The organism is Pectobacterium sp. F1-1, from assembly GCF_025643735.1.
GTDB lineage: Bacteria > Pseudomonadota > Gammaproteobacteria > Enterobacterales > Enterobacteriaceae > Pectobacterium > Pectobacterium colocasium.
This window is the reverse complement of sequence record NZ_CP104733.1, coordinates 2,904,364-2,928,566: the sequence shown is the minus strand read 5'-3', so window position 1 is coordinate 2,928,566 and position 24,203 is coordinate 2,904,364. Positions and strand designations below refer to the sequence as shown.

21 protein-coding genes and 2 pseudogenes are annotated in these 24,203 nt (G+C 50.0%); 11 read left to right on the top strand and 12 right to left on the bottom strand.

Features of this window, described 5'->3' with window-relative positions; genetic code table 11:
* The first annotated feature begins 62 nt into the window (after positions 1–62).
* From NAL19_RS12930 to NAL19_RS12920, 3 genes are all read left to right on the top strand, one after another.
* Positions 63–1,712 (top strand): carbohydrate porin, encoded by a 1,650-nt coding sequence (locus NAL19_RS12930; protein WP_225084964.1) that lies wholly within the window; start codon positions 63–65, stop codon positions 1,710–1,712.
* A 92-nt stretch (positions 1,713–1,804) separates the two neighbouring features.
* On the top strand, positions 1,805–2,989 hold the full coding sequence (locus tag NAL19_RS12925) for an alpha/beta hydrolase-fold protein (RefSeq protein ID WP_225084963.1): 1,185 nt from the start codon (positions 1,805–1,807) through the stop codon (positions 2,987–2,989).
* A 105-nt stretch (positions 2,990–3,094) separates the two neighbouring features.
* Positions 3,095–4,108, top strand: coding sequence for a nucleoside hydrolase (locus NAL19_RS12920; protein WP_225084962.1), 1,014 nt, complete (start codon positions 3,095–3,097; stop codon positions 4,106–4,108).
* Positions 4,109–4,347: 239 nt separating this feature from the next.
* Here the strand turns inward: NAL19_RS12920 and NAL19_RS12915 are convergent, their stop codons facing one another.
* The 6 genes from NAL19_RS12915 to NAL19_RS12890 form a co-directional block, all read right to left on the bottom strand.
* Positions 4,348–4,980, bottom strand: coding sequence for a tetratricopeptide repeat protein (locus tag NAL19_RS12915; RefSeq protein ID WP_263057572.1), 633 nt, complete (start codon positions 4,978–4,980; stop codon positions 4,348–4,350).
* Positions 4,977–5,792 carry an SDR family oxidoreductase gene (locus NAL19_RS12910; protein ID WP_263057571.1) on the bottom strand — a complete coding sequence of 272 codons (816 nt, stop codon included), beginning with the start codon at positions 5,790–5,792 and terminating at the stop codon, positions 4,977–4,979. The genes NAL19_RS12915 and NAL19_RS12910 overlap by 4 nt, the downstream gene beginning before the upstream one ends.
* Positions 5,770–6,435 (bottom strand): TenA family transcriptional regulator, encoded by a 666-nt coding sequence (locus tag NAL19_RS12905; RefSeq protein WP_263057570.1) that lies wholly within the window; start codon positions 6,433–6,435, stop codon positions 5,770–5,772. The genes NAL19_RS12910 and NAL19_RS12905 overlap by 23 nt, the downstream gene beginning before the upstream one ends.
* Positions 6,435–7,874: an AMP-dependent synthetase/ligase gene (locus NAL19_RS12900; protein ID WP_263057569.1), complete on the bottom strand. Its 1,440-nt coding sequence runs from the start codon at positions 7,872–7,874 to the stop codon at positions 6,435–6,437. Before NAL19_RS12900 ends, NAL19_RS12905 begins: the two co-directional genes overlap by 1 nt.
* Positions 7,855–8,502, bottom strand: a complete 648-nt coding sequence (locus NAL19_RS12895) for a thermostable hemolysin (protein ID WP_263059714.1) — start codon at positions 8,500–8,502, stop codon at positions 7,855–7,857. The genes NAL19_RS12900 and NAL19_RS12895 overlap by 20 nt, the downstream gene beginning before the upstream one ends.
* A 277-nt stretch (positions 8,503–8,779) precedes the next feature.
* A complete protein-coding gene (locus tag NAL19_RS12890; RefSeq protein ID WP_225085167.1) occupies positions 8,780–9,973 on the bottom strand; it encodes an IS4 family transposase in 1,194 nt (397 codons plus the stop codon).
* A gap of 332 nt (positions 9,974–10,305) precedes the next feature.
* On the opposite strand from NAL19_RS12890, the pseudogene NAL19_RS12885 reads away from it, so the two are divergent.
* The 5 genes and pseudogenes from NAL19_RS12885 to NAL19_RS12865 form a co-directional block, all read left to right on the top strand.
* Positions 10,306–10,527, top strand: a pseudogene (locus NAL19_RS12885) (transposase); the annotation flags it as partial.
* A 27-nt stretch (positions 10,528–10,554) separates the two neighbouring features.
* Positions 10,555–10,829 (top strand): annotated as a pseudogene (locus NAL19_RS12880) (helix-turn-helix domain-containing protein); the annotation flags it as partial.
* Positions 10,830–10,938: 109 nt separating this feature from the next.
* A complete protein-coding gene (ybiB, locus tag NAL19_RS12875) occupies positions 10,939–11,907 on the top strand; it encodes a DNA-binding protein YbiB (protein WP_180741340.1) in 969 nt (322 codons plus the stop codon).
* A gap of 85 nt (positions 11,908–11,992) precedes the next feature.
* The gene (locus tag NAL19_RS12870; RefSeq protein WP_263057568.1) at positions 11,993–13,861 is read left to right on the top strand and encodes a M3 family metallopeptidase; all 1,869 of its coding nucleotides are present in this window, start codon (positions 11,993–11,995) and stop codon (positions 13,859–13,861) included.
* A gap of 122 nt (positions 13,862–13,983) precedes the next feature.
* Positions 13,984–15,306, top strand: a complete 1,323-nt coding sequence (locus NAL19_RS12865; RefSeq protein ID WP_263057567.1) for an IS4 family transposase — start codon at positions 13,984–13,986, stop codon at positions 15,304–15,306.
* A gap of 29 nt (positions 15,307–15,335) precedes the next feature.
* On the opposite strand, the gene glnQ is transcribed toward NAL19_RS12865, so the two are convergent.
* The 4 genes from glnQ to dps form a co-directional block, all read right to left on the bottom strand.
* On the bottom strand, positions 15,336–16,058 hold the full coding sequence (glnQ, locus tag NAL19_RS12860; protein ID WP_263057566.1) for a glutamine ABC transporter ATP-binding protein GlnQ: 723 nt from the start codon (positions 16,056–16,058) through the stop codon (positions 15,336–15,338).
* The gene (gene glnP / locus NAL19_RS12855; protein WP_263057565.1) at positions 16,055–16,714 is read right to left on the bottom strand and encodes a glutamine ABC transporter permease GlnP; all 660 of its coding nucleotides are present in this window, start codon (positions 16,712–16,714) and stop codon (positions 16,055–16,057) included. The genes glnQ and glnP overlap by 4 nt, the downstream gene beginning before the upstream one ends.
* A gap of 26 nt (positions 16,715–16,740) precedes the next feature.
* The gene (glnH, locus tag NAL19_RS12850; protein ID WP_010294862.1) at positions 16,741–17,487 is read right to left on the bottom strand and encodes a glutamine ABC transporter substrate-binding protein GlnH; all 747 of its coding nucleotides are present in this window, start codon (positions 17,485–17,487) and stop codon (positions 16,741–16,743) included.
* A 414-nt stretch (positions 17,488–17,901) separates the two neighbouring features.
* Positions 17,902–18,405: a DNA starvation/stationary phase protection protein Dps gene (gene dps / locus NAL19_RS12845; protein WP_015839848.1), complete on the bottom strand. Its 504-nt coding sequence runs from the start codon at positions 18,403–18,405 to the stop codon at positions 17,902–17,904.
* A 350-nt stretch (positions 18,406–18,755) separates the two neighbouring features.
* On the opposite strand from dps, the gene NAL19_RS12840 reads away from it, so the two are divergent.
* On the top strand, positions 18,756–19,307 hold the full coding sequence (locus tag NAL19_RS12840) for an adenylate kinase (protein ID WP_263057564.1): 552 nt from the start codon (positions 18,756–18,758) through the stop codon (positions 19,305–19,307).
* On the opposite strand, the gene rhtA is transcribed toward NAL19_RS12840, so the two are convergent.
* A complete protein-coding gene (gene rhtA, locus NAL19_RS12835; RefSeq protein WP_225087751.1) occupies positions 19,295–20,182 on the bottom strand; it encodes a threonine/homoserine exporter RhtA in 888 nt (295 codons plus the stop codon). The genes NAL19_RS12840 and rhtA overlap by 13 nt on opposite strands.
* Before the next feature lie 376 nt (positions 20,183–20,558).
* Here rhtA and ompX point away from each other — a divergent pair, with 376 nt between their 5' ends.
* Positions 20,559–21,074 carry an outer membrane protein OmpX gene (gene ompX / locus NAL19_RS12830; RefSeq protein WP_263057563.1) on the top strand — a complete coding sequence of 172 codons (516 nt, stop codon included), beginning with the start codon at positions 20,559–20,561 and terminating at the stop codon, positions 21,072–21,074.
* Positions 21,075–21,416: 342 nt separating this feature from the next.
* Entirely contained in the window at positions 21,417–22,586 is a 1,170-nt protein-coding gene (locus tag NAL19_RS12825) for an MFS transporter (protein ID WP_263057562.1), read from the top strand.
* 41 nt (positions 22,587–22,627) lie between these two features.
* On the opposite strand, the gene NAL19_RS12820 is transcribed toward NAL19_RS12825, so the two are convergent.
* Positions 22,628–24,031 (bottom strand): EmmdR/YeeO family multidrug/toxin efflux MATE transporter, encoded by a 1,404-nt coding sequence (locus tag NAL19_RS12820; RefSeq protein WP_263057561.1) that lies wholly within the window; start codon positions 24,029–24,031, stop codon positions 22,628–22,630.
* Positions 24,032–24,203 lie beyond the last annotated feature (172 nt).

The following is a 24,203-nucleotide window of genomic DNA, read 5'->3' as shown; positions in this document are numbered from 1 at the left end:
GGTTTTCTCAACTTAAAACCGCTGTTTTCAATGTTAACATATACCCTACTCGGATAATAATCATGCGTAAAAAATTCCCTGTAAAGATGATGGTATTACTGATGTCGTCAGTGTTTTTGTCTAATGGTGCTATGGCTGCAAAATTGACCGTAGAAGAAAGACTGGAACTTCTGGAGAAAGAACTGGCGGCAAATAAAGCTGAATTGCAGTCAACGAAAAAAGAGTTTCGTGAATATAAGACGAACGCAGAAAATAAAGCACGTCTTGCAGCAAACTCTGTGGCAAAAGATAAACCGCTGGTTGTTGCTTCTTCTGGCACGTCATCGGCTAATCAGGTGGTTCTTGCGCCTGTTGTCCAACCCGCCACAAATACGACTGATGCCGCGACAAGTTCACAACAGAAGCCATTAACGTTAGCTGAAGTGAGTAAGTTCGTTAAGGATGATATTGGTTTTAGCTATACGGGGTATTTCCGTTCTGGATGGGCCAGCGCCGATCATGGTTCACCAAAATCTTATGCCATTGGTTCATTAGGGCGTTTCGGTAATGAACACAGTGGCTGGTTTGACCTTACGCTGAGCCAAAAGGTCTTTGCTGAAGGCAACAAACGTGTTGATGCAGTGGTGCAATTGGATGGCAACGTAGGGTTACAATACGGTAGCGCTTGGTTTGGTGAGGATTCTGATAATGAAAATAAACTGCAATTCTCTCAGATGTACGTCAATACAAAAGGGTTCTTGTCCTTTGCCCCCGATGCTGATTTTTGGGTAGGTAAAAATACCCTACCGGTGTATGAAATTCAGATGCTGGATTGGAAAAGTCACCGTTCGGAATCTGCTGGCGGTATCGGTATCGAAAACTGGCAGGTTGGGGTGGGGCAATTTGATATTTCTTTGAATCGTGAAGACGTCAATGCACGTAGGTCAAATTACAATCCATCAATTACAACCGCACAGGATAAACAACAGGTCAACACCAATTCAGTGGATTTACGTTATAAAGGTATTCCATTGTGGAATAATGCGACACTGACGCTGATGGGGAAATATGTTCGAGCCAATAAAAGCACGTTGCAGAAAAACAGTGAGAACGATGGCACATATTATGATCTGAAGGACTCATGGCTCAGTTCTGTTGTGTTGAAACAAGGGTTGTATAACGGTGGCTTCAATGAATTTACCGTACAGGCTGCTAACAATTCTATCGCTAGCGGATTCGCTAATGTAAATGATGCTAATCCAGTCTATGCTAATAATGGAAATTATTACGGAGACCATTCAGGCCATTCATTTCGTTTGATTTCACAAGGTGAGCTGTACTTACGTGACGATGTCGTTATGGCGAATGCATTAGTTTACTCACAAGGTAGTGGCATTTATAGCTATGCAACAGGTGAAAATACAGACTTCAATAGTATTCGAGCCGTGCTTCGCCCTGCCTATATATGGGATAAATTTAACCAAACAGGGGTTGAATTGGCCTACTTTAATCAGACCAATAAAGTGAATGGTGTGAACTATCATGAGTCTGGATATAAAACAACGCTTTATCACGCTATTAAGGTGAATACGAGTCTCCTGACATCAAGACCAGAAATTCGTTTTTATGGCACCTATCTGAAAGCTGAAGATACCGATATCAGTAATGCGACTTTTAATGACAGTAAGAGCGATCAATTCTCCGTGGGTGTTCAAGCGGAAGTCTGGTGGTAATACCTGTCACCACGCCGGCACCGCTTCGGCGGTGTCGCTACATTTAGCAAAAACAGACTCGATTACGTGATATTCGGGATGGGATTATGCGAATGAACATGAAGAAAATAGCGTTATCATTATTGGCCTTGAGTGTATTGGCGGGGATGTCTGGCAACGCTTCGGCGCTACCCGCTGATTTTCCTGTTATGCCGTCGGCAACGGTTCCCGTGAGTCAGTATGTGACTGCGGTGAATGCGGATAGCAGCATTACTTTCCGCCTGTTTGCGCCAACGGCGAAACAAGTCAGTGTTTTTACCGGTTCGACGCCTGAGAGCATCGTGTCCCATGCGATGACGAAAGATGAATCTGGCGTGTGGTCGTTCAAGACGCCCGCGCTGGCACCGAACCTGTATGAATATTTTTTCAGCGTGGATGGGTTTCGTACCATTGATACGGGGACGGCGTTTACTAAACCGCAGCGTCAGGTCAATACCAGCCTGATTCTGGTGCCGGGAAGCATTCTGGATGTGCGTCAGGTGCCACACGGCGAACTGAGAACGCTGACTTATCACTCTAAAGAATTGAAATCAGAGCGCCAGATGTATGTCTGGGCGCCGCCGGGTTATAGCGAGTCGTCAAAACCGCTGCCGGTACTTTACTTCTATCACGGCTTTGGCGACACAGGAGCATCGGCTGTGCTTCAGGGGCGGATACCGCAGATGATGGATAACCTGCTGGCAGAGAAAAAGATTGAGCCGATGCTGGTTGTCATTCCTGATACGGAAACGGACGTGCCCGGCATCATCCCTGAAGAGTATCCACCGCAGGAGCGTCGCAAGGTGTTCTATCCGCGCAATGCGCTGGCGGCGGACAGGGAGCTGATTCATGACATTATCCCCGAGATCGGCAAACGCTTTAACGTCCGTCAGGATGCCAACGGCAGGGCGCTGGCCGGGCTGTCTCAAGGCGGCTATCAGGCGTTGGTATCCGGCATGAGCCATCTGGATCATTTCGGCTGGCTGGCCACTTTCAGCGGCGTAACCACCGAAACGGTGCCGAACACGGCCGTTGCTGCACAGCTTGAACGGCCTGAGCAGATTAATCAGCAACTGAAAAACTTTACGGTGGTGATTGGCGAAACGGACAACATCACAGGTAAAGATATTGCCGGTCTGAAAACGACGCTGGAGCAGAAGAATATCCGGTTTGACTACCGCCATTATCCGAATCTCGGTCATGAAATGGATGTCTGGCGACCGGCCTACAGCGAATTTGTTCAGAAGCTTTTTAAGTAGCGTCTTCGTGCTGCGGGCGCGTTGTCATCTGCCCGCTTTCTCTGATGGTCGCCTGCGTCGTCAGGCTGCCATATCAACGACTGCCAAGCACCGTTAAGGATAATCATGTCTATTCACAGATATTTTTGCCGTTTCGCCATGTTGATCGTGGCATTGCCTTGCCTCACTGCGCTCACCGCGCAGGCGCAAACTTCACCTTTTGACGTGGCCGATCATAAACAGATTCGCGTCATCATCAGTGCCGATGCCAAAAATGAGGCTGATGATGATTTTGCCGTTGCCCATGCGGTGCTGACGCCGACCATGCAGGTGAAAGGGCTGATTGCAGCTCATTACTCCCGTACTGCGCCGTTGATGAAACGCGATGGCGAAAACAGCATGATGGAGAGCTACCACGAGCTTCAGCGGCTGATGAACGTGATGGGGAAAACTGACATTCCCGTTTATCGCGGTGCGACACAGGCACTGAAAGCCGATGGTGGCGCGCCGGCATTGAGTGAAGGGGCGCAAGTGCTGATCAAGGAAGCATTAAAAGACGACCCGCATCCGCTGTTTGTGTTGGTTATGGGGCCGATTACGGATATCGCCGCTGCATTGCAGGCTGAGCCGAAGATCGCCAGCAAAATGACGGTGGTGTGGATTGGCGGTATGCCTTATCCGAAAGGCGGCTGGGAATACAATATGTTTAACGATCCGGTCGCGGCGAACAGCGTATTCACATCTCAGGTGCCGCTGTGGCAGGTGCCGCATAATGTCTATATGTCCGTGCGCGTCTCGCTGTCTGAGCTTGCCGTGCGCGTGAAGCCGCAGGGGAAAGTCGGAGAGTACCTGTGGCAACAGCTGATCGCGTTTAATCGCGCGATTTCCGAAACCATCAAGGACGTTCCCTGGCCGAAAAGCGAAGTCTGGGTATTGGGTGATAACCCCTCGGTTTCTCTGCTGCTGGATGACCATGAATACCACTACACATTGGTTAATGCGCCGCAGTTAAACGACGATCTGACCTATGCACCGCAGGACAATGCGCGCCAGATTCGAGTGTATAACGCCGTTGATGCCCGCTTCACGCTGGAAGATTTCTACGCCAAGCTGGCGTTGGCCTATGGACAGGTAAAGTAGACGTACGGAAAGGCATATTTCGTTTAGTTAACGGTTATTTTGGGCTGTGTTGCTCGACATATTCGTATGTGCCTCAGCCCATGATGAACCTTTGCCCGCTGCGTTCCAATTTGCCTTTGGACGATTTGTCATTCACCCGAATCACTCACTTGATTAAGTGATTCGGTTTTTTTTCTGCAACATGAATGAATCAGTGCCAACGCCTCTGACGATGTCGCACTATTTGCTTGTGCTGGCTTTCACTTTGACTGAATGCTTGCCAGCGCGTTGCCTATCTCTCGGCGGCGACCATTATCGGCAATGTCACGTCCTTGCCGGGCAGGGGCGTGAAGTGCTTTTTCCAGATAACGTTTCGCCTCATCGGCGTTTCCCTCTTTCAGCAGAAAGTCACCATAAAAATAATTGGCATCAATACCATCAGGATTGATCGCCAGCGCTTTTTTTAGCATCTCGTCGGCTTTTTTCTTGTCACCAAAACCGACGGGCCAACCGGGAACCTGATAATAAAGCACCCCGATGCTCGTCCAGGCTGACCCGTCAAGCGCATTGGGGTCGATGGCGATCGCTTTTTCAAGCGATGTGCGAGCCTGCTTAACCAGACTGAGAGCACCCAAACCGCCTTTTGCGCCAGCCCAACTGCTATCGATAATGCCTGACCAAATCAACAGCGTTGCATCGTTATCGTTTTTGGCACGGCTCGCTTCATGCGCTTGCTGGCTTAATGTACTAAAACATCCTTCTTTTTGTGCTTCCAGCGTTTGATACTGACAAACGGACCATGTGTTTTGTAACGCACTCAGGGATGTATTTGCTTGCACAGACACTGACACCGCGCTGGTTAATGCGACCATCAGCATATTGCGTGTTCTCATTTATTTTCCCCTTTAGGTGAATGTCGGGCGAATGCTTGAATCACGGGTAATTTTTTGTTTAGTGCCCGGTCAACAAGCGCCGGAAACCAGGCGTTAATTTTGACAAACAGCCGTTCCATGACGCCAAAACGGTATCGCTTTTGTTCCCTTTCAAGGAGGCGGACAATTTGGGTAGCAACCACGTCTGGGGAATCGTGACGGTTACCGAGCTTGTGGTTCAGTGCATAGACCTCTTCGCTGTTGAGTGCGGTTTCTGTGGCCCGAGGGGCGACATACAGTACAGAAATCCCGCTACCCTGTAACTCACGGCTTAGGGCTTCGGAAAAACGATGCATAGCGGCTTTTGTTGCGCTGTATACGCTCCATGCGGGATGCCCAATTTCCCCAAAGATAGAACCGATATTGAGGACAATGCTTTGCTGACTCAATTTCTTTAATAATGTACGCGTGAGTAATGTTGGAATTTCAATATTGGTCCGGATTTGTTCACGAATATCATCGAAAGATTGCTGTTCAAACAACGCAAAATGGCTGCATCCTGCGTTATTAATGAGGATGTCCAGCTTACGACTTTCATTAAACCTGGCGGCAAGAGTAATGATTTCAATCTCTGAATAGGTTTTCATCAGAGCGATGCTGTGCCGTTCTGGATGGGGCAATTGCTGTTGCAGACGCTGCATCGCCTGTTCATTACGTCCTACAAGGTAGAGGATTGCCCCTTTTTCCGCTAAGGCGTGCGCGAGTGCTTGACCAATTCCGCCACTCGCCCCTGTCAGCAGAATGGTCTTATTATGCAGATTCACTTGTGCCATTCCCCAGTTGATTGAGCATCTGTGTGTACAGGTGATAAACGCGGCGAGCCGTGTGAATAATGGCGTCCTGATCTCGTTTATCCGTGACCGTATTCATCAGCAAGGCAAAAAATTTCAGGTGATCCTGATCGAGCTCGCCGTGAGAACGCAGATAGGTGGTCGCTTCTTTTGGTAGCCCCAGCGTCTGTTCAACACGTGCGGCAATGGATGACGCGATGGACACGCTCGTCCCTTCCAAAACCCACACCATGCCAAAAATGCTCATTGGGTTAACTCGTTCAATGCGGTAATAAAGAAAGGCAATCATCATTTCAATGGGCACGCCGGGCGTCCCTAATCTGACCTTTTCTGCATCTCCGCCACAGGCGCGGATATCATTCAGAATCCACTCCTGATGGCCGTATTCTTCCTCGATATATTCAGCAATGGCGCCGCGTATAGATTCATGTGATGACGGAAGGCGGCTACCTGCACACATCAATAACGGGACGGTATGGCTGACGTGATAGTAGGCCTGGGTCAAAAATTCGATATACATCTCGCGTGAAATGTTGCCATCGAGGCAACGGGCGATAGCTGGAGACGAAAGCAACTGTTGACGTTCAGTCGTCGTTTTGTTTTGTAATTGTTGATAAAAATCCATTATTGCTCCTCCTCACTACGGGTGAGAATCTGATGTTGTAGGGTTTGCCATATGGCATTTCGGCGAGGACGGCCATTGGCCGTTAACATATCGGGTGATGAAATCGTGTGGGTAAACAGTAATCGGTGCAGTTGCGCGTAATCCGGCAACCGCGCGGAAAGTGCTATCAACTGCGCCTGGGCGAGCTCCTGTTGCCCGTCAAAGGCGTCGACCAGTGCGACATTACGTACTAAGCCTTCACCGAAAATCACAATGCGGCGGACTGCGGGACAGGTCATGGCTTCCGCTTCTGGCCATTCAGGGGAAAAATTGCGGCCAAAGGCGTTGATTTGCACGTTTTTCATGCGTCCCTGGATATGGATGAAACCATCATCATCGACGCTGCCGAGATCGCCTGTCGCGACCGCCAATATGGGAGAAGAGTCCCCCAGATAACCCAGCGCATTGGCTGGACTGGACACGAGCAGTTGCCGGCCACCATCAACCGACAGCTGGATGCCTGGCAAGGCTTTGCCTACGCTGCCCTGTCGTGTGACGCCTGGTCGATTCAGCGCCACGACGGAACCGCATTCCGACAGTCCATAGCCTTCAAAAATGGGGAGTCCGCTTTGGGCTGCAAGTTCCAGCAGTTGGGTTGAGATTTTGCCGCCACCTGCGGCAATAAAGCGCAATGACTGGGTGCTTTCCTGAACCTGCTGATGCAACTGTAACAGTACGCGCAGTAGTTCGGGCACCAGTACCAAACTCTCTGGGCGCCAGCGTAGTAGCGCCTGCAAAAATTGCGTCGCATTGAACCGGCTGGAGCCTTCAAAACCGATGTGTGAAGGTGGCAGCACCACGGTTTCAGCCCCCAGCAGCAGCGGGATGTAAATGCCACATAGGTTCTCAAGCAGAATACTGAGCGGTAATGTCACCAAATGCTTTTGTAAGTGTAGGGAGTGCAATTCACTCGCAAGGGTTTGAGCCGTCCACGCCATGCCGCTTAGGCTTAAGCACACTCCTTTCGGTTCCCCTGTCGTGCCAGACGTATAGGTGATTTTGGCTGTCCCGAAAGGCAGAGAAACCGGTTCATTGACGGTTCGGGTTTGCAGTTGGCCGAAAGGAAAATCACACGTTTGCCACTCTGCCAGAGGCGTGCCACCGATCCGTGCATCAATAGACGCAGATGACATGACCCAGGCTTTTTGTCCGGCGCTGAAGAAAGGGGGAATGGGGACGATCACAATCCCGCTAACAAGACAGGCAAGATCGATCATGGCCCACTCTGGACTATTTTCTAATTCAAGCGCCAGCCGCTTTATGCCGAGTGACGTTAAGTGTTCTGCAATCGCCATGACGGTTTCGTGGTATTGCTTCCAACTCCATGTCCGACCGTCACCCTGTAAAGCGGTGGCATCGGGGCACTGTTGTGCGAGGTGTTCAAGCCTGTCCAGAAACATAGGGTTCTCCCGTCGTGGTTACCCAGGGGGCATCAGGTAAAGTGGTAAACAGGTTAAGCAACATGCTTGTCTGCCTTAACGTGGTTTTTCCGTTCATGAGCTCCCCGGCCATCACCTGCGGGTCATGCTGGTAGTATTCCCCCCATTCTTGTGCCGTATCGCCCAGCCGTGCAGCGCTGGCTGGCGTCAGTAGCGTGGGTTGCAGATGGAGTCGATGAAAGATGTTGCGGATTTTCCTGGTGCCGGTGAAGACAATCCACGAGTAGTGATATTGATTAAGTAATAAACAGAGTGCGGCATACATAATGCGTGCTGAAGCGCCGTCATGCGCGGTGAAGTTTCCTATTTCGACGATTTTTTCCCGCGAAACGGGGAGGTTAATACGGGCGGACAACATCGTTTCAACAGGAACGTCAAGATACTGCTCCAGGTAGAAGGCCCCTTGTGAAGCCGTCTGGACACCGCAGGCGGCTTTCAATTCACCTTTGGTGTCGTACATGCCGAGAAGCCAAGGCATACAGTGGGAAAGTGAAGCATGATAAGTCTGGCGATAGCTTTCACGTATCGATGCTGAAACATCATTATGCTCGTCTCCGCCATGTAGCCATTTTAATGTGAAGGGTGACATTATTCGCATAATATGTACCTCTGCTGAAAATAAGGTCATCCTGGCAGTGAATTATTATGTCAACCTTAAGAAAGTTGTCGGGAATGAAATTTTTTATATTAATGTACGCTTAAGGTTTTAATTCTATAAATGGCTTACTGTTAATCGGCGAGTATTTGAAAATGAAAAAAACCTATGCGACTAGCCAAATCATTTTTCACTGGCTTGTTTTTATCATGGTAGTGATTACCTATGCCGCGATGGAGCTTAAAGCTGAGGGATCCCCACAAAATCATCGCTAATAAACCAGCACCATGCTTCGGTAGGTGCTGGTGAGTTGGGCTAAAATACTCTCCAGTTTCACCCGCCCGATTATTCGCGGTGAATGCCGCAGTACATTTTCCGCCAGTGTCAAAAACGATATCACTCTTCGACTTTTAAGGCTGTTCGCTTGATAATGAAGATGAAGTCCTTTATTTTCAAAATGATATCCTAATAACCAGAGTACAATGGATGCCAGTGTCGCCAGCAGACTCAGCACCCAAAGCCGCTCACCTGTTTTGCTTCCACAGGCGCGTAAGCCAAAGCCAAATCTCTCACTCTTTTCATCCCGAAAGTTTTGTTCAATCTGCATGCGTCTGCTGTAGAGCTTCATGATTTCACGGGGCTTAAATTCCTCTGTGCTGGTAAATATCAGCCACGGCTCTTTGGCTGAGGCTCGTTGCTCTTTTTCTGTTGTGGGATGGCTCGGTTTCCCTTTGCGACGTTGGCTTTTTCGGCCTTTCGGCGTTTTTTTATAAAGATAAAAATATCCGTTGCATTGCGCTTTTTTTGAACGCGCCAGCGTACCTATTCCCAGATATTCCGCAGATGCCGTTTCCTTGCAGTCTTTCACGCTCAGCCAGTTTTCTTTGTCATGATGAAGGCAAAATTTTACGTTTCCCCGGATGCGGCCAATAAAGTCCCACCCCAGTGATTTGATACGCCGAAACCATTCACTCTGGAAGCCCGCGTCGGTGATAATGATGACTTTCGTTTGCGGAGCGATGGCACTGGCAAGCGCGTCAAGAAAGGCATTCTGTATCAGAACATTGTTTTGCTTTTTCGACGGAACAATCTGGCTTATCAAGGGGATAGCACGACCATCACAGACAAGGCTGGCACGCAGGACATGAAATTCCTGAGAGGGATAGCCACTCCAGTCAACGGCAATAGCACACCACGGCATGTTTTTGGTCATCATGGACGTAATCTGATTAAATATTTTCGGAATATCGTTATAAAGCGCAGAATTTCCCAAAAGGCGGTCAACCCGTTTTATTTTATCTTTCACACGAGCCGCACCGGGCAAATGGCGCCCGATACTGGTGAGCGAAAGCGTCGCACCGTTTATCAACGCAGTGGTTGAGTCAATGAGCGCGTTTTGTCGGTATTGATGCGTTGAAGCTAAAGCGTTATGGAAAAAAGTCTGGCATACTTTACGGACAGGCATAGGGTGATCTCATTGAATTTTTTGGCGAAAATCAGTAGATCATAAAACTCTATGCCTGTCTTGTTTTCTGGGGATTCGTCAGCCTTATGGGCCACCATTAAAATAAATAGTTTTAAGTTTTATTCTATATCGTAAGTTATAATGGTTTCCATCTCTGTATCATGAGTACTAACAATATTGGTATCTGCTACAGAAAATGAAACTATACCCGTGATATTGTGTTTTATGTCGAACAGCACTGGGCTATCCGGTTCAGTATTCCCGGCATAAATAAGTGGTTGTACCGGTCCGGTATAGTTTCATCTACAAAAAAACGCAGGCATACTCCATAAATAGGGCTTCACTATTTACCGCCTTACAGTCTGAATCTGAATGCGATAGAGTGCTTATGGAAAGTGATGAACGAGCATGCAAGGAATAATCGCTATTTTGAAGATACGCGCGATTTTCGGGATACCATATTCAACTTTTTCTCAACCATGCTGCCAGAAATAGCGGACGCGCTGACGTCCAGAATTCACGATCTCTTTCAGGTGCTCAAACCTGCGTCTTGAGTTTTATTGGGTATATCTCATTACGTAATTGATACTTCGACGCCCGCAGGTCGCTTTTTCTTTCATATAATGAGCTTGCTGGTGCAGATGGAGCGAGAACTGGCCTTGATACTGCACGTTTGCAGGGACGTATTGGTGGACGGAAGCGGTTGATGACGTCAGATGTGCTTTTCTAGGCTGAAGCGATGTTGGCGACAGGAGCCACGCGCCTTCAGGTGGCGAATATCGTCGGTGTATCAGAAAAAACCATCTATAAATACTTTCCCGCTCGGAGTCAGGGCGACGTTCCTGCTGTTGGCTAAAACGCGGCGCAATAGCAATTTCCTTTGCGCCAGAATCACCAGAACCCCGCCAAACATGTTATTTTCATTGATAAGTTCTTTACTGTGTCGCCGAAAATGAGAGGCCAGCATGGATTACACCAAAATTATCAAAGAAGTGGGGCGCGGGAAGAATCATGCGCGTGATGTCGATCAGGCCACGGCTTATGAACTGTATAGCGCGATGCTGCGCGGTGACGTGCCAGATCTGGAACTCGGTGGACTGCTGATTGCGTTTCGTATCAAAGGTGAATCAGAAGCCGAGATGTTGGGTTTTTATCAGGCGATGAACGAACAGGTATTGCGTCTGACTCCGCCTGCTGGCTTTCCTATGCCCATCGTGCTTCCCAGCTATAATGGAGCGCGCAAGCAGGCGAACCTGACCCCTCTGTTAGCGCTGCTGCTGGCAAAACTGGGTTTTCCGGTATTGGTACATGGCGTGAGCGAGGACCCGACTCGCGTCACCAGCGCGGAGATTTTGCGTAACCTCGGCGTGACGATTGCAGAGAACGCTGAACAGGCTCAACAGGAGCTTGATAACGGTAGTCCAGTATTTATCCCTGTCTCGACATTATGCCCTGCCATCGATCGCCAGTTACAGTTACGCTGGCGTATGGGCGTGCGTAACAGCAGCCACACGCTGGCCAAGGTGGCGACGCCGTTTGGTGAAAGCGACGCGCTGCGCGTCGCCAGCGTTTCTCACCCTGAATATGTTTCCCGCGTGGGAACATTTTTTAACGATATCAACGGGCGTGCGCTTTTGATGCACGGCACGGAGGGGGAGGTTTATGCCAACCCGCAGCGCTGCCCGGAGATTCATTTTATTCATCAGCAACATACTAACGTGTTGCAACTGCGGCAGGATATCAGCGTCGCACCCAATGCTTTGCCGATTGCAAAGGATGCCGTCACTACCGCGCGCTGGACGGTGCAGTGCCTGACGGGTGAAATTGCCATACCGCAGGCGATTCGTCTGCAACTGGCGTGCTGCCTGGTGGCTGCTGGCGAAGCGGCGACAATGGAACAGGCGGTCGCCACGATCAAGAAGCGTCTTGGCTGATTGGTTGGAGCGCATTATTCGACCACGGTTTATCGCGTTACTTCACACAGCCAGACGGCTGTCATTGGTAGAAAGAAGGAATAGCATGCAACAGGTAGCGGACTATTTTAATGCCTTGAATCGCGACTATCTTACGGTTCATCAAGCGAAAGAAGAGCTGTTTTGGCAACTGTATATGGGAACGGGCAACGATGAGGTGTCCGAGCGTTTCTCGGCGGCAGAGAGTGCGTATAAGCGCTTTATTTCTCAACCGCAGCGTCTGGCTGAACTGAGAACCCATATCGCAACACTGGAAAACAGCCCGCGTAATGAACAACAGCAGGTGCTGTTACACGGTTTGCAAGGCTGGTATCGGTTTTTCGATTGTAATGTGATTGAAGATCCACAGGCTCAGGCGCTGATGGATGAGATCATTACCGCCGAAAGTGCGCTATACGCCAAGCGTAAATCCTATGAAATGACGCATCTGGATGCGAAGGGTGAATGTGTTTCCGCTTCGCTCGGGGAGTTGCTGACCAATCAGGCGACCAATGATACCGAAGCCTACCGTCAGAGTTCTCAGCAGGCGTTGCGCGATCTGGAGCAGTGGCTGTTGCAGAACGGCTTCCCCGAGCTGATTTCACTACGTAACCGCTTTGCTCGTCAGATGGGCTACCGGAATTATTTTGACTACAAGGTCAATAAAACGGAGCGGATGACGCCGGAGCAGCTTTTTGCCATCCTCGATCCTTTCGAAGAACAGACCCGCGACGCGAATGCCCGCAGCCTGAAAAATCTGGCGAACGAAAAGGGTGACGATGCGCTGCAACCGTGGAATATTCGCTATGCCAGCGCGGGTGATGTAACGCGCCAGCTCGATCCCTATTTCCCTTTCTCGGCGTCGCTGGAACGTTGGATCAACAGTTTTAAACGTTTGCGCATTGGGTTTAACGGTGCAGAAATGCAGCTTGATTTGCTGGTGCGTAAAGGTAAATACGAGAATGGCTTTATGCACGGCCCGGTACCGCCGTTTGTTCAGGAAGGAAAATGGGTGCCGGCACGGATCAATTTCACCAGCCTGGCAAAGCCGGATCAAATTGGCAGTGGATCCATCGGCATTAATACGCTGTTTCATGAAGGTGGACACGCAGCGCATTTCGCCAATATCCGGCAGAATGCGCCCTGTTTTTCACAGGAATTCCCGCCTACCTCAATGGCGTATGCGGAAACACAGTCCATGTTCTGCGACAGCCTGCTGGGTGACGCTGACTGGTTAAAACGCTATGCAAAGAATGCGCAGGGAGAGACGATTCCTGATGAATTGATCCGCGCGGATATCAGTACACAGCAGCCGATGCGCGCTTTCAATGAGCGACACATCCTGCTGGTGCCGTATTTCGAGTGGCAACTCTATTCGTGGGATGACGAAGCGCGTACGCCGGAAGCCATGACAAAACTGGCACGCGATACCGAACAGCGTATTTTGGGTATTAGCGGTAGTCCGCGTCCGACGCTGGCGATCCCCCATTTGTTGTCTATGGAGTCGGCGTGCTCTTATCAGGGCTATCTGCTGGCGCTGATGGCGGTGGAGCAGACGCGCAGCTATTTCCTGCAACGCGACGGCTATCTGACGGATAACCCGGCGATTGGCCCCGATTTGGCACAGCACTATTGGAAACCGGGTAATAGCGTCAGCCATGATGATACGCTGCGTAGTCTGACTGGTGAGGGGTTCAACCCCGCTTATCTGGCGCAGGCCTGCAATCTGACGGTCGATGAAGCCTGGCAACAGGCGCAGGGCACGATGGCACAGGCTGCTGCGCGTCCTCAGCCTGCAGCGGATTTCGATCTGTCAGCTCGTATTCGCGTGGTCGATGGTAGCCGCGTGCTGGCGGATAATGCGCAAGGGGATGAGAAGATGTGTCAGGATTTTGCGGCGTTTATTGAGCAAGCGTATCCGCGTTCAGAGGCATAATGTTCGCTAACATAGCGAGTAAGAAAAAGGGGGCGAAAGCCTAATGCCGATCGTTTAAGGATTAGTTGAACGATCCAGCCGTTGGTGTAAAAAAGGTTCATGACATTCATGGACCTTTTTTTATGCAACTTTCTCAGGCTCTTGGCATTATCAATCTTACTGCGCCGGAACAGATTCACACTCTGGCTGATCTCCTACCCGTTAGCATGATTGAACAGGCATTAACGCTCACTGATACCGTCACGCTGCGCAAGCGAAAACTCCCCCTTGAGTCCATGGTGTGGCTGGTTATTGGCATGGCCGTATTCAATCAGCGCCCTCTTTCCCACATCGTTAATCTCATGGATATCGCTGATCGCTCCGGCACCCCGTTCATCGCCCCCAGTTCAGTCATACAACGGCGGCAGACGCTCGGTGAGGCTGCTGTCAGAGAACTGTTTGATATCACACAACGACACTGGAACGAACAGGCTCAGCACCCACAATGGCATGGGCTTAACCTCTTTGCCGTCGACGGTGTGGTCTGGCAAACGCAGGATACACCGGAAAATGAGGCGGCCTTCTGCAAGGCCTCCAATCAGCACGGCGACAAGGGTTACCCGCAGGTGAGAATGGCTTGCCTGATGGAACTGAGCAGTCATCTGATAACTGCCAGTGCGTTCGGCCGCTACGATGTCAACGAGATGCGGCAGGCAGCAGAGCTGACCGGAAAAACACCAGATAACAGCATTACCCTGTTCGACAAAGGGTTTTACTCCGTCGGTTTACTGCATCACTGGCGAACAGCGGGGGAAAATCGGCACTGGCTGCTGCCGTTGAAGAAAAATACGCAATACGAAGTGATAAGCAAGCTGGGCAGGCAAGACAGACTGGTACGGATAAAGACATCGCCGCAGGCGCGTAAACAATGGGCGACGCTGCCGGAGAGCATCACAGCGCGGTTGTTAACGAAGACGATAGAGGGAAAAACGCGAGAGGTGCTGACGTCACTGACGGACCCGATGCGTTATCCGGCGGCGGAGGTGAACGCCCTTTACGCTCACCGATGGGAAATCGAGTTGGGATATCGCGAGGCGAAACAAGGCTTGCTGGGTAACAGGTGGCATTTACGGAGCAGACTGCCGGAAATGGTGAGGCAGGAGTTGTGGGGCGTGCTGCTGACGTACAATCTGGTGCGTTATCAGATGGTGAAAATGGCGTTTACGCTGAAAGGAGATTACCTGCCGTATCAGTTGAGCTTCAGCGGCGCCCTGACGGAAATCTGGCGATTACTTATCGGTCTGCCGGGTTCATCACCGGGTGCGATACCAGGACATCTGAAGCATTTTTATGAGCAGGCAATCTATCTGGTATTGCCGTTACGAAGGGAGCGAAGTTACCCCCGAGAAATCAGGGGAAGACGAGCGAAATATCCGTTAAAAAACAATGCCGGTCACCTTAAGTGACCGGCATTAGGCGAAAGCCCCCTTGGTGATCAGGATACGTGTTGCAGGAATTCACGCAGGCGATCGCTGGGTGGATTCGTAATCAGGGTTTCTGGGTCGCCATCTTCTGCGATGCGGCCTTTATCAATAAAGATAAGGCGTGAAGCCACTTTATGGGCAAAGCCCACCTCGTGGGTGACGATGACCATCGTCATGCCTTCTTCAGCCAGATCTTTCATGACGGTCAGCACTTCGTGACGCAGTTCCGGGTCGAGGGCTGACGTCGGCTCATCAAACAGCATCAGCTTCGGTTTAACTGCTAAAGCGCGGGCGATGGCGACACGCTGCTGTTGACCGCCTGAAAGCTCGGAAGGGTAGTGATGCGCGCGTTCTGACAGACCCACTTTCGCCAGCAATTCCAGCGCCAGTTTCTCGGCATCGGCTTTATTCGCGCCGCGTACCCGAATAGGGCCGAATGCGACGTTTTCCAACGCGGTAAGATGCGGGAACAGATAAAACTGCTGGAATACCATCCCGGCTTCCTGACGGATCAAACGCTCGTCAACGCGAGGATCGTTCACTTTAAGGCCGTCAACAATCAATTCGCCGCTGGTAATTTCTTCCAGCTTATTGATGCAGCGCAGAAGGGTAGATTTGCCCGAACCGGAAGGCCCGATAATGACCACCACTTCACCCTCGCCGATAGTGAGATCGATATTGTGTAAGACCTGTGTCTTGCCAAAGTGTTTGGATACGTTTTTAAATTCAATCATATAATCTTAAGTCTTCTTTCCAGACGACGCAGAATAAAGCTGAGGATCAGCGTGATGCACAGGTAAATAATGGCAACCGCAGTCCAGATTTCCAGCGCACGGAAGTTACCCGCGATGATTTCTTGCCCAGAACGTGTCAATTCAGCCACGCCGATAACAATAAATAGCGAGGTATCTTTGATGCTGATAATCCACTGGTTACCCAGCGGCGGCAGCATGCGGCGCAGAGCAAGCGGAGCAATCACATGGCGTAGCGTCGCACGACGAGACAGCCCCAGCGCCAGACCCGCTTCGCGAAAGCCGTTGTGAATTGACAACACCGAACCACGCGTAATTTCCGCGATGTAAGCACCGGAGTTAATAATGATGGTCACCACAGCGGCGGCAAACGGGTCAATCCGCACGGACGTGAAAATCATCGGCAGGGCGAAGTAAATAAACATCACCTGCACAACAATCGGGGTACCGCGAATAATTTCAATGAAAACGAGCGAAATACGGCTGGAAAACCAGCCGCCGTAGGCGCGGGCAAAACCCGCGACCACGCCAATCACCAGGCCGCCAAGCAGACCCAGAACAGAAATCAACAACGTCATTTTTGCCCCTTCCATCAGGAGGGGCAGAGAAGGCCAAATGGCACTCCAGTCAAACTGCATGGAATATCTCCAGATTAAATCGGCAATTACTTAGGTTCTACGCCAAACCACTTCTTGTAGATCTCAGCATAAGTGCCGTTTTCACGCAGTGTTTTCAGGGCGCCATTCACTTTTTCACGCAGTTCGTTGCTGCCTTTCGGGAACGCGATGCCGTATTGCTGGGCTTTAATGGAATCACCTACCGCTTTAAACTGGCCGTTGCCCGCGGTTTTGATGAAGTAGAGAATATTTGGCGTGTCGTGCAGCACGGCGTCAGCACGGTTGGTACCCAGTTCCATATAGGCGTTGTCGATGTTTGGGAACTGGCGCAGATCTTTGGTTTTGATATTGGCTTTCGCGTAATCAACAGAACCCGTGCCGCTTTTCACCGCCAGCACTTTACCCGCTAAATCCTGCTCGCCTTTGATGTCGTTGTTGTCTGCTTTGACCATCACCAGCAGGCCACTGTTGTAGTAGCCGTCAGAGAAATCGATTGCTTTTTTGCGCTCTTCAGTAATGGTAATGCCTGCCAACGCCAGATCGATGTTACGCGTTTGCAGTGCAGGAATAATGCCGCCGAAGTCCATTGGCTTCAGGGTGTACTTCAGGTTGAGCTGTTTAGCGATGGCATCCCAGAGGTCGATGTCAAAACCGACATATTTGTCGCCTTGTTTGAACTCAAAAGGGACGAAAGCGGTGTCTGTGGCGACAATCAGTTCTTTCTCAGCAGCATAGCTAGATACACTCATCATCAGTGTCAGTGCAGCCAAAGAGGCCTTAAGTAGTGATTTCATTAAATCCTTCCTATTAGCAGTTGTGGGAGCTTTTTGTTTTACAGGCGTTTTAAGCTTTGTTTTACAGGTATTTTAAGCATAGTACATCGCACAAAAATGAAGCCTGAGCCAGTTACCCTGCGTTGTGCTTAACCTGTTGCTTTTATTTATTGCCCTGCCAGCGGTGAAATTTTCACCTCCGATTCGCTCAGGCAAGGCGCTGCTATGATTAACTGATTTATACGAGGGAAACAACCGTTGATTGGTGTTATGTCCAATTAGTGCAGGCAAAAGCTAATTTTTTGAGCGTCTTAACGGATAAAATGCGTGGTTTGTGCAGGTTGTACCAGAAAAGGGGGCAGCTTGAGCGGGGGAAATCGTAGTAAAAAGGCTGCCTAAGCAGCCTTTAAAGCGTTCGTCAGATGATAACGCCGATTATTCAATGTTTGATTCGATGAACCACAGGAATTGATCCAGATCGCGCGATGCAGCGGTCAGGATATCCGCAGAGGCCTCATCTTCCGTTTTGCCAATTGCTTTGCGTACATTATTGGCGACAATCGCATAACGTTCCGCCAGGGCTTTCAGGTGATCCTGAACGCTATGGATGTTGGTTGGATAGCTTTTCAGCGAGGTTTGTTTACCCACAATTTGCACGGTACCCAGCGCCACACCGCCTATCTGCACCACGCGCTCGGCGATGGTGTCCTGATGGTCAATAATCGAGGTGCGGAAGCCATCCAGCATTTCATGAACGGCGATAAAGTTTGCACCGCGCATGTTCCAGTGCGCTTGTTTGGTAATCAACGACAGGTCGATGAAATCAACAACCAGTTGGTTTAACAGCGCGATCGTCGAGGTTTTAACGCTATCATCCAAATCATTGCGAGTATAAAGCAGTGCGGACGGTGCTGATTTCACGAGTTTGGCGGTAGACATAATAGTTATCCTCTCTTTAATTATTCATAGTCAGTCTTACTGTTCAATGTGATTAATTATAGCAGCGATAAAAATTAATATTGAAAAGAATTGCCTATCAAATGAATAGCTCTAGCATAACGATGTTTGGGGTATTTGTAGGCAGGATTTATCTGATATCGATAATGCGGTAACCCGGCATGTAAGTGCAATGTTTTAATTACGCTTGAAACATCATCTCATATATTGATAAATATCATCGTCACTTAGGTGAAAATAGTTATTATTCGCCCGCTATCCTGATTGAAATAGAATGTCCTCGTTGTTTTCTCCTTAAAACATATGATGTGGAGTAAAGGGAGTCGTGCAGAATGAGAGTAAATATTATTGGTACCAGTGGAAGTGGCAAATCGACGCTTGCTCGCCGCTTGTCTGGAAAACTGGCTATTCCGTACATTGAAATGGATGCATTGTTTTGGCTGAAGGACTGGCAGGGGCGGGGCGATGCTGATTTTTTTCAACGGCTTGAAAAGGCGCTGGAGCCTGAAAGTTGGGTGCTGGATGGTAACTATAATCGAACGCGTGAGATCAAATGGCGCAATGTTGATGTTGTGATTTGGGTCGATTACTGCTTTACCCGCACCTTGTTTCAGGCGATACGGCGTGCCTATGTTCGAGCATGGCGCAAAGAGGAACTCTGGAGCGGCACGGGTAATAAAGAGTCTTTTCTCCGTAGTTTCTTTAGCCGGGATTCCATTATCCTTTGGACAATAAAAACCTATTCAAAAAACCGGAAACGGTATTTAGCGGATTTAGCCGATCCTCGCTATCGCCACATCCGTTTTATTACTCTGCGTTCTCCTCGGGAATGTGACACTTTTCTGCAACATTTTCCCGAGGAAATACGTATTCATTCTGTTTGAGTCGTCACTTTGGCCGCACCCGCGGGTTTTATTGTCAACGTTGCACCTATTGATGCGATGATAATAAAGATCAGCGCCATCCACTGTATGAACGAGAGATGCTCACTGAGGAAGAGGATCCCAGATAGGGCGGCAATCGCGGGTTCCATGCTCATCAAGGTGCTGAATGTTCTGGCTGGCAGGCGAGTCAATGCCACCATTTCCAGAGAATAGGGGAGCGCGGTGGACAGAATCGCGACGGCAATACCGAGCGGGAGTATTGACAACGAAAATAGCGTGCTCTCCGCGTAATACGCACCGATAGGGCAGAAAATCAGCGCGGCAACGCAGGATCCGATGGCGACGGTGCCTGGCCCATGATTCGCTCCTGCTTTTTGCCCAAACAGAATATAGAACGCCCAGCAAGCACCTGCACCCACGGCGTAAGCGGCACCTGTCAAGTCAACATTGCCGATATTGTGGCCCAGCGGTAGTAAGAACCACAGGCCAGCAACGGCCAGAAAAACCCATAAAAAATCAATTGGTCTGCGCGAGGCCAACATGGCAACGGCAAGCGGGCCGGTGAACTCCAGTGCGACAGCAATGCCGAGTGGCACCGTCTGCAATGAGAGATAGAAAAGGAAGTTCATCCCGCCCAGTGTGATGCCATAAACCAGCAGTGGCAGGCGGTTACTGCTAAAGCGCATCCGCCACGGCTTGAAGATGATGCACAGAATGATCGTACCTATTCCCAGGCGTAACGCGGTTACGCCCGTTGCGCCAATGAGTGGAAACAGACTCTTGGCCAGAGCCGCACCGCTTTGGATAGAAAGCATTGAGATAATGATGAGGAATACGGGTACAAATGTTGATGAGCGGTGGGAAAATAAGGTCATGCTTTTGGCCTTAAAACAGGTATAACATTCCGTTGCTATTATATCCAATTGTAAACAATTTGTCTGGTATGAATTGACTTTTATTGACCTTTATTTACGCATTATTTAATTGATTTATTTTTGCTCAACTCAGTTAGCATGCAAACTGAGCGGTAAATTAGGAATTATCTGTTTTTTGGCCTTACGGTGAATTTATTTTTAATCTAATTGTCACAATAAAAAAGCTAATGTAATTAGTGCTATAGCTTGATTATGACAATATTTGTTACATCTAAAGGCTAATTGATAAATATTTATAGGGCGGCAAGCCTCGAACTTCTTTGTTATATTTACAGCGTTAGTTAGTCTTTCATAAAATGAATTTGAGGCTGTAAATATGAAAAAAATCGCGTGTCTTTCCGCTCTGGCTTGTGTATTAGCCGTTGGCGCAGGTTCTGCATTTGCTGGTCAAAGCACTGTAACTGCTGGTTATGCTCAAGGTGATGCTCAGGGCGTACAAAATAAAGTTAAAGGCTTTAACCTGAAATATCGTTATGAGCAAGATAATAACCCACTGGGCGTTATTAGCTCTTTCACCTACCTGGAAAAAAATGGTAGCGATGACGGTTTCTACAACAAAGGCCAATACATGGGCTTTACTGCTGGTCCTGCTTACCGTCTGAATGACTGGGCAAGCCTGTACGGTGTTGTTGGTTTCAGCCATGGTAAAGTTACAAGCAACAATACCAATGGTCTGGATAATGCTAGCAACGACGATTACGGCTTCACCTACGGTGCTGGTGTTCAGTTCAACCCAATCCAGGACGTTGCTCTGGATGTCGGTTACGAACAAAGCCGTATCCGCAGTGTTGACGTTGGTGCCTGGGCTGTTGGCGTAGGTTACCGCTTCTAATCTAACCCTGTAGGGGTTATTTACCCTCAGCGTTGGTTGTTAGATGTGTCGGAAGAATCCGCTCTTTTCAGGGCGGATTTTTTTATGGCGAGCTTCCTGCCCGACACCCTGCGGGCCATCGCAAGCGGCATTTTTTATGTCTGTTTGTCAAAGCTGCGACGAGTTTCGCCCGTCATTTAGTCAGTCACTTTCCAGTCGGTCGATATCCGGTCATCTTTGTCGCCATTGAGCAAAAGCTGCCGTGTCGGTCTGCCATAAGATTTTATCTTGACGTTAAGATTCTTTATGTGAAGATATTGACCATCAAGCAGCAATGATTGGCTCAAGTTATTGAGGTTAGACATGGTAGTGACATCAACGGCCCGTACGCGGGCTTTTCTTTTCTTCACGATTATCCTGTTGGGATTGAATTTACGCCCCGTTCTGGCGGGAATTGGCCCGTTGCTGAATCAGATTCAGGCCGCAACGGGTCTGGATGACAGCATGGCAGGTATGTTAACCACGCTCCCCGTGTTCGCGATGGGATGGTGTGCGTTATATGGCGGTCAGTTGCAGGCACGTCTTGGAGAGTATCGGGGAATCACATTGGGTATTGTGGTTATTGCCCTGGCGTGCGGTGCGCGCTGGTGGCTTAATAGTGGCATTGCTCTGCTGGTGAGCGCTGCGCTTGCCGGGGTCGGGATTGCCTTAATTCAGGCGCTGGTGCCATCGTTTATCAAGCTCCATTTTGGCTGTCATAGCAGTCTCCTGATGGGCTTTTATACCACGGCGATTATGACTGGCGCGGCGTTTGCGGCTTCATCGGTTTCTCCGCTGGCAAATGCGTGGGGCTGGCAAAGCGCGCTGGCCTGCTGGGGGATCGTGGCGTTGGTTGCCACAGTGGCCTGGCGGTGTGTACCTAAAGCGTATACCGCGAAGCAGGAGGCGGCGGTCGTTCTGGCGACGCGCAGAAGCGGGATGGACTGGCTGCTGATGGTGTTCTTCGGTATTGGTACGGGTGCGTATACGCTGGTGCTGGCCTGGCTGCCGCCGTATTACATTCAATTGGGACTAGATGCGACGCAAAGTGGCTTGATGTTAGGGGGATTAACGCTGACGGAGGTGATTTCCGGCCTGTTAGTGTCCACGTTTATCAACCGTTTTCCCGATCGGCGCAGGCTACTTATCCCTATCCTGATTGTGATGCTGGCAGGAATGATTGGGCTGATCGTCGCGCCGCTGACGTTCACGTACCCCATTATTATCATGCTGGGGATTGGCATTGGCGCACTGTTTCCGCTGTCGCTGATTGTGGCGTTGGATCAGGTGACGGAGTCACATAAGACCGGTTCAGTGATGGGCTTTGTGCAGGGCGGCGGCTACATCCTTGCCAGCCTGATGCCTTTGCTGGCTGGTTTTATACGCCAGCATACGGCGGGGCTGGAGCAGGCCTGGATGATTATGACCGTTGGTGTGATCGTGTTGATTCTGATGGCGACCCGTTTTGCTCCGCTGAAGAGCCCTAGCCGCTAAGCCATTTGTGGTGTTATAAGCGAGCGGAAACCCGTTCGCTATCATTGGTCTGCGGGGGGGCGATAGCGCCATAGCCAGCGCCCGCTCATCAGACGGCGGTAATAGAAGAAGCCGCGTACAATCCAGTCAAAGAACATCCCCATCCACACGCCAATTACGCCAAAACCGAGCATCACGCCGAGGATATATCCCGCGATGACCCGACATCCCCACATACCTGCCATTGCCACCCACATGGTGTAGCTGGCGTCTTTAGCGCCTTTCAGACCGGCAGGGAGCACCCAGGACGCCGCCCAGATTGGCATAAATAGCGCGTTGAGCCACAGAAGATGTTTTGCTACTTCGATCACTTCCGGCTCATTGGTGTAAAACGATGCCAAAAAGCTGGCGCTGGGCACCGACAGTACAGCAAGCACACACAGCCCAATATTGGACAGCCAGAAGATGTACTTCAACTGGCGAGTGGACTGCATGATCTGGCCTTTCCCCAGCCGTGTGCCAACGATAATCGTGGCGGCGGCACCGAGCGAATTGCCGGGAAGGTTGATCAGCGTTGAGATGGAGAAAGCAATAAAGTTTCCGGCGATGACTTCGGTTCCCATACCTGCCACAAAGCGCTGGGTGATCAGCTTGCCGATGTTAAACATCACCGATTCTATGCTGGCGGGAATACCGATACTGAGCACTTCATAGAGAATCGTCAGGGTAAAAGGTGCAAAGTAAGACTTGAAGGGAATACGCAACGCGCCGTTAAAACCGTGCATCAGCGTCAAAATCACGAAGACCGCGCCGATATAGCGTGAAATAGTGATCCCGATGCCAGCACCAATAAAGCCAAGACCATCCCAGGAAAAGGCGCCGTAAATCAGCAGGCTACTGATGGCAATATTGAGGATATTCATCCCAATGTTGATGACCATGGGCAACTTGGTATTACCCGCTCCCCGCAACGCGCCACAGCCGACCAGCGCGATGGCGACGGCAGGATACCCCCACACCGTCCAGCGCAGGAACGTGAGGGCTAATGCTTTAACCTGTGCGTCGGCCTGTCCTGCGATCAGATCGATAATCGCTGAACCGGCGAATTCAACCAGCGCGACTAGCAGAAACGATGACAGAACCAGTAATGACATTGACTGGCGAGCCGCAGAACGCGCTTGCTTTCTATTGCGTTGCCCCAGGCTGAACGCGACAACAACGGCAGTCCCCAACGCGACGGCGGTAAAGAAGGCGATGATGACCATATTGAAGCTGTCAGCCAGACCGACGGCTGCCATGGCTTCTTTCCCCAGCCAACTGACCAGGAAGGTGCTGAAAACCCCCATCAGCACGACGCAAAGGCCTTCAATAAAGATAGGGAAGGCGAGCGGTGAGATTTCTCTCCAGAAGAGAACGCGGTTGGAGTAACGCTTTTTATACCAGTCTGTGTCTTTTAATTTTTTCATGAAACGGTCTTGGAAGTATCTCAAGTTTCCCTGTCAGTACGGTAAACAGAGCCACAAAGTGGTGGCTCGCAAATAGCATCATTTTGCACGGTATCGTGATATCCATTTGTGCAATCGCGACAGCATGGCTGTTTTTTAAAATAGCGTTCCTATTTACAGAGTATCAGCCGCC

Coding starts and splice junctions, on each gene's coding strand:
- NAL19_RS12870 (WP_263057568.1), top strand. CDS start 11,993: ATGCAACAGGTAGCGGACTATTTTAATGCCTTGAATCGCGACTATCTT.
- ompX (WP_263057563.1), top strand. CDS start 20,559: ATGAAAAAAATCGCGTGTCTTTCCGCTCTGGCTTGTGTATTAGCCGTT.
- NAL19_RS12820 (WP_263057561.1), bottom strand. CDS start 24,031: ATGAAAAAATTAAAAGACACAGACTGGTATAAAAAGCGTTACTCCAAC.
- dps (WP_015839848.1), bottom strand. CDS start 18,405: ATGTCTACCGCCAAACTCGTGAAATCAGCACCGTCCGCACTGCTTTAT.
- NAL19_RS12905 (WP_263057570.1), bottom strand. CDS start 6,435: ATGGATTTTTATCAACAATTACAAAACAAAACGACGACTGAACGTCAA.
- glnQ (WP_263057566.1), bottom strand. CDS start 16,058: ATGATTGAATTTAAAAACGTATCCAAACACTTTGGCAAGACACAGGTC.
- NAL19_RS12865 (WP_263057567.1), top strand. CDS start 13,984: ATGCAACTTTCTCAGGCTCTTGGCATTATCAATCTTACTGCGCCGGAA.
- NAL19_RS12900 (WP_263057569.1), bottom strand. CDS start 7,874: ATGTTTCTGGACAGGCTTGAACACCTCGCACAACAGTGCCCCGATGCC.
- NAL19_RS12925 (WP_225084963.1), top strand. CDS start 1,805: ATGAACATGAAGAAAATAGCGTTATCATTATTGGCCTTGAGTGTATTG.
- NAL19_RS12895 (WP_263059714.1), bottom strand. CDS start 8,502: ATGTCACCCTTCACATTAAAATGGCTACATGGCGGAGACGAGCATAAT.
- ybiB (WP_180741340.1), top strand. CDS start 10,939: ATGGATTACACCAAAATTATCAAAGAAGTGGGGCGCGGGAAGAATCAT.
- rhtA (WP_225087751.1), bottom strand. CDS start 20,182: ATGACCTTATTTTCCCACCGCTCATCAACATTTGTACCCGTATTCCTC.
- NAL19_RS12825 (WP_263057562.1), top strand. CDS start 21,417: ATGGTAGTGACATCAACGGCCCGTACGCGGGCTTTTCTTTTCTTCACG.
- NAL19_RS12890 (WP_225085167.1), bottom strand. CDS start 9,973: ATGCCTGTCCGTAAAGTATGCCAGACTTTTTTCCATAACGCTTTAGCT.
- NAL19_RS12840 (WP_263057564.1), top strand. CDS start 18,756: ATGAGAGTAAATATTATTGGTACCAGTGGAAGTGGCAAATCGACGCTT.
- NAL19_RS12915 (WP_263057572.1), bottom strand. CDS start 4,980: ATGAGAACACGCAATATGCTGATGGTCGCATTAACCAGCGCGGTGTCA.
- NAL19_RS12930 (WP_225084964.1), top strand. CDS start 63: ATGCGTAAAAAATTCCCTGTAAAGATGATGGTATTACTGATGTCGTCA.
- glnP (WP_263057565.1), bottom strand. CDS start 16,714: ATGCAGTTTGACTGGAGTGCCATTTGGCCTTCTCTGCCCCTCCTGATG.
- glnH (WP_010294862.1), bottom strand. CDS start 17,487: ATGAAATCACTACTTAAGGCCTCTTTGGCTGCACTGACACTGATGATG.
- NAL19_RS12910 (WP_263057571.1), bottom strand. CDS start 5,792: ATGGCACAAGTGAATCTGCATAATAAGACCATTCTGCTGACAGGGGCG.
- NAL19_RS12920 (WP_225084962.1), top strand. CDS start 3,095: ATGTCTATTCACAGATATTTTTGCCGTTTCGCCATGTTGATCGTGGCA.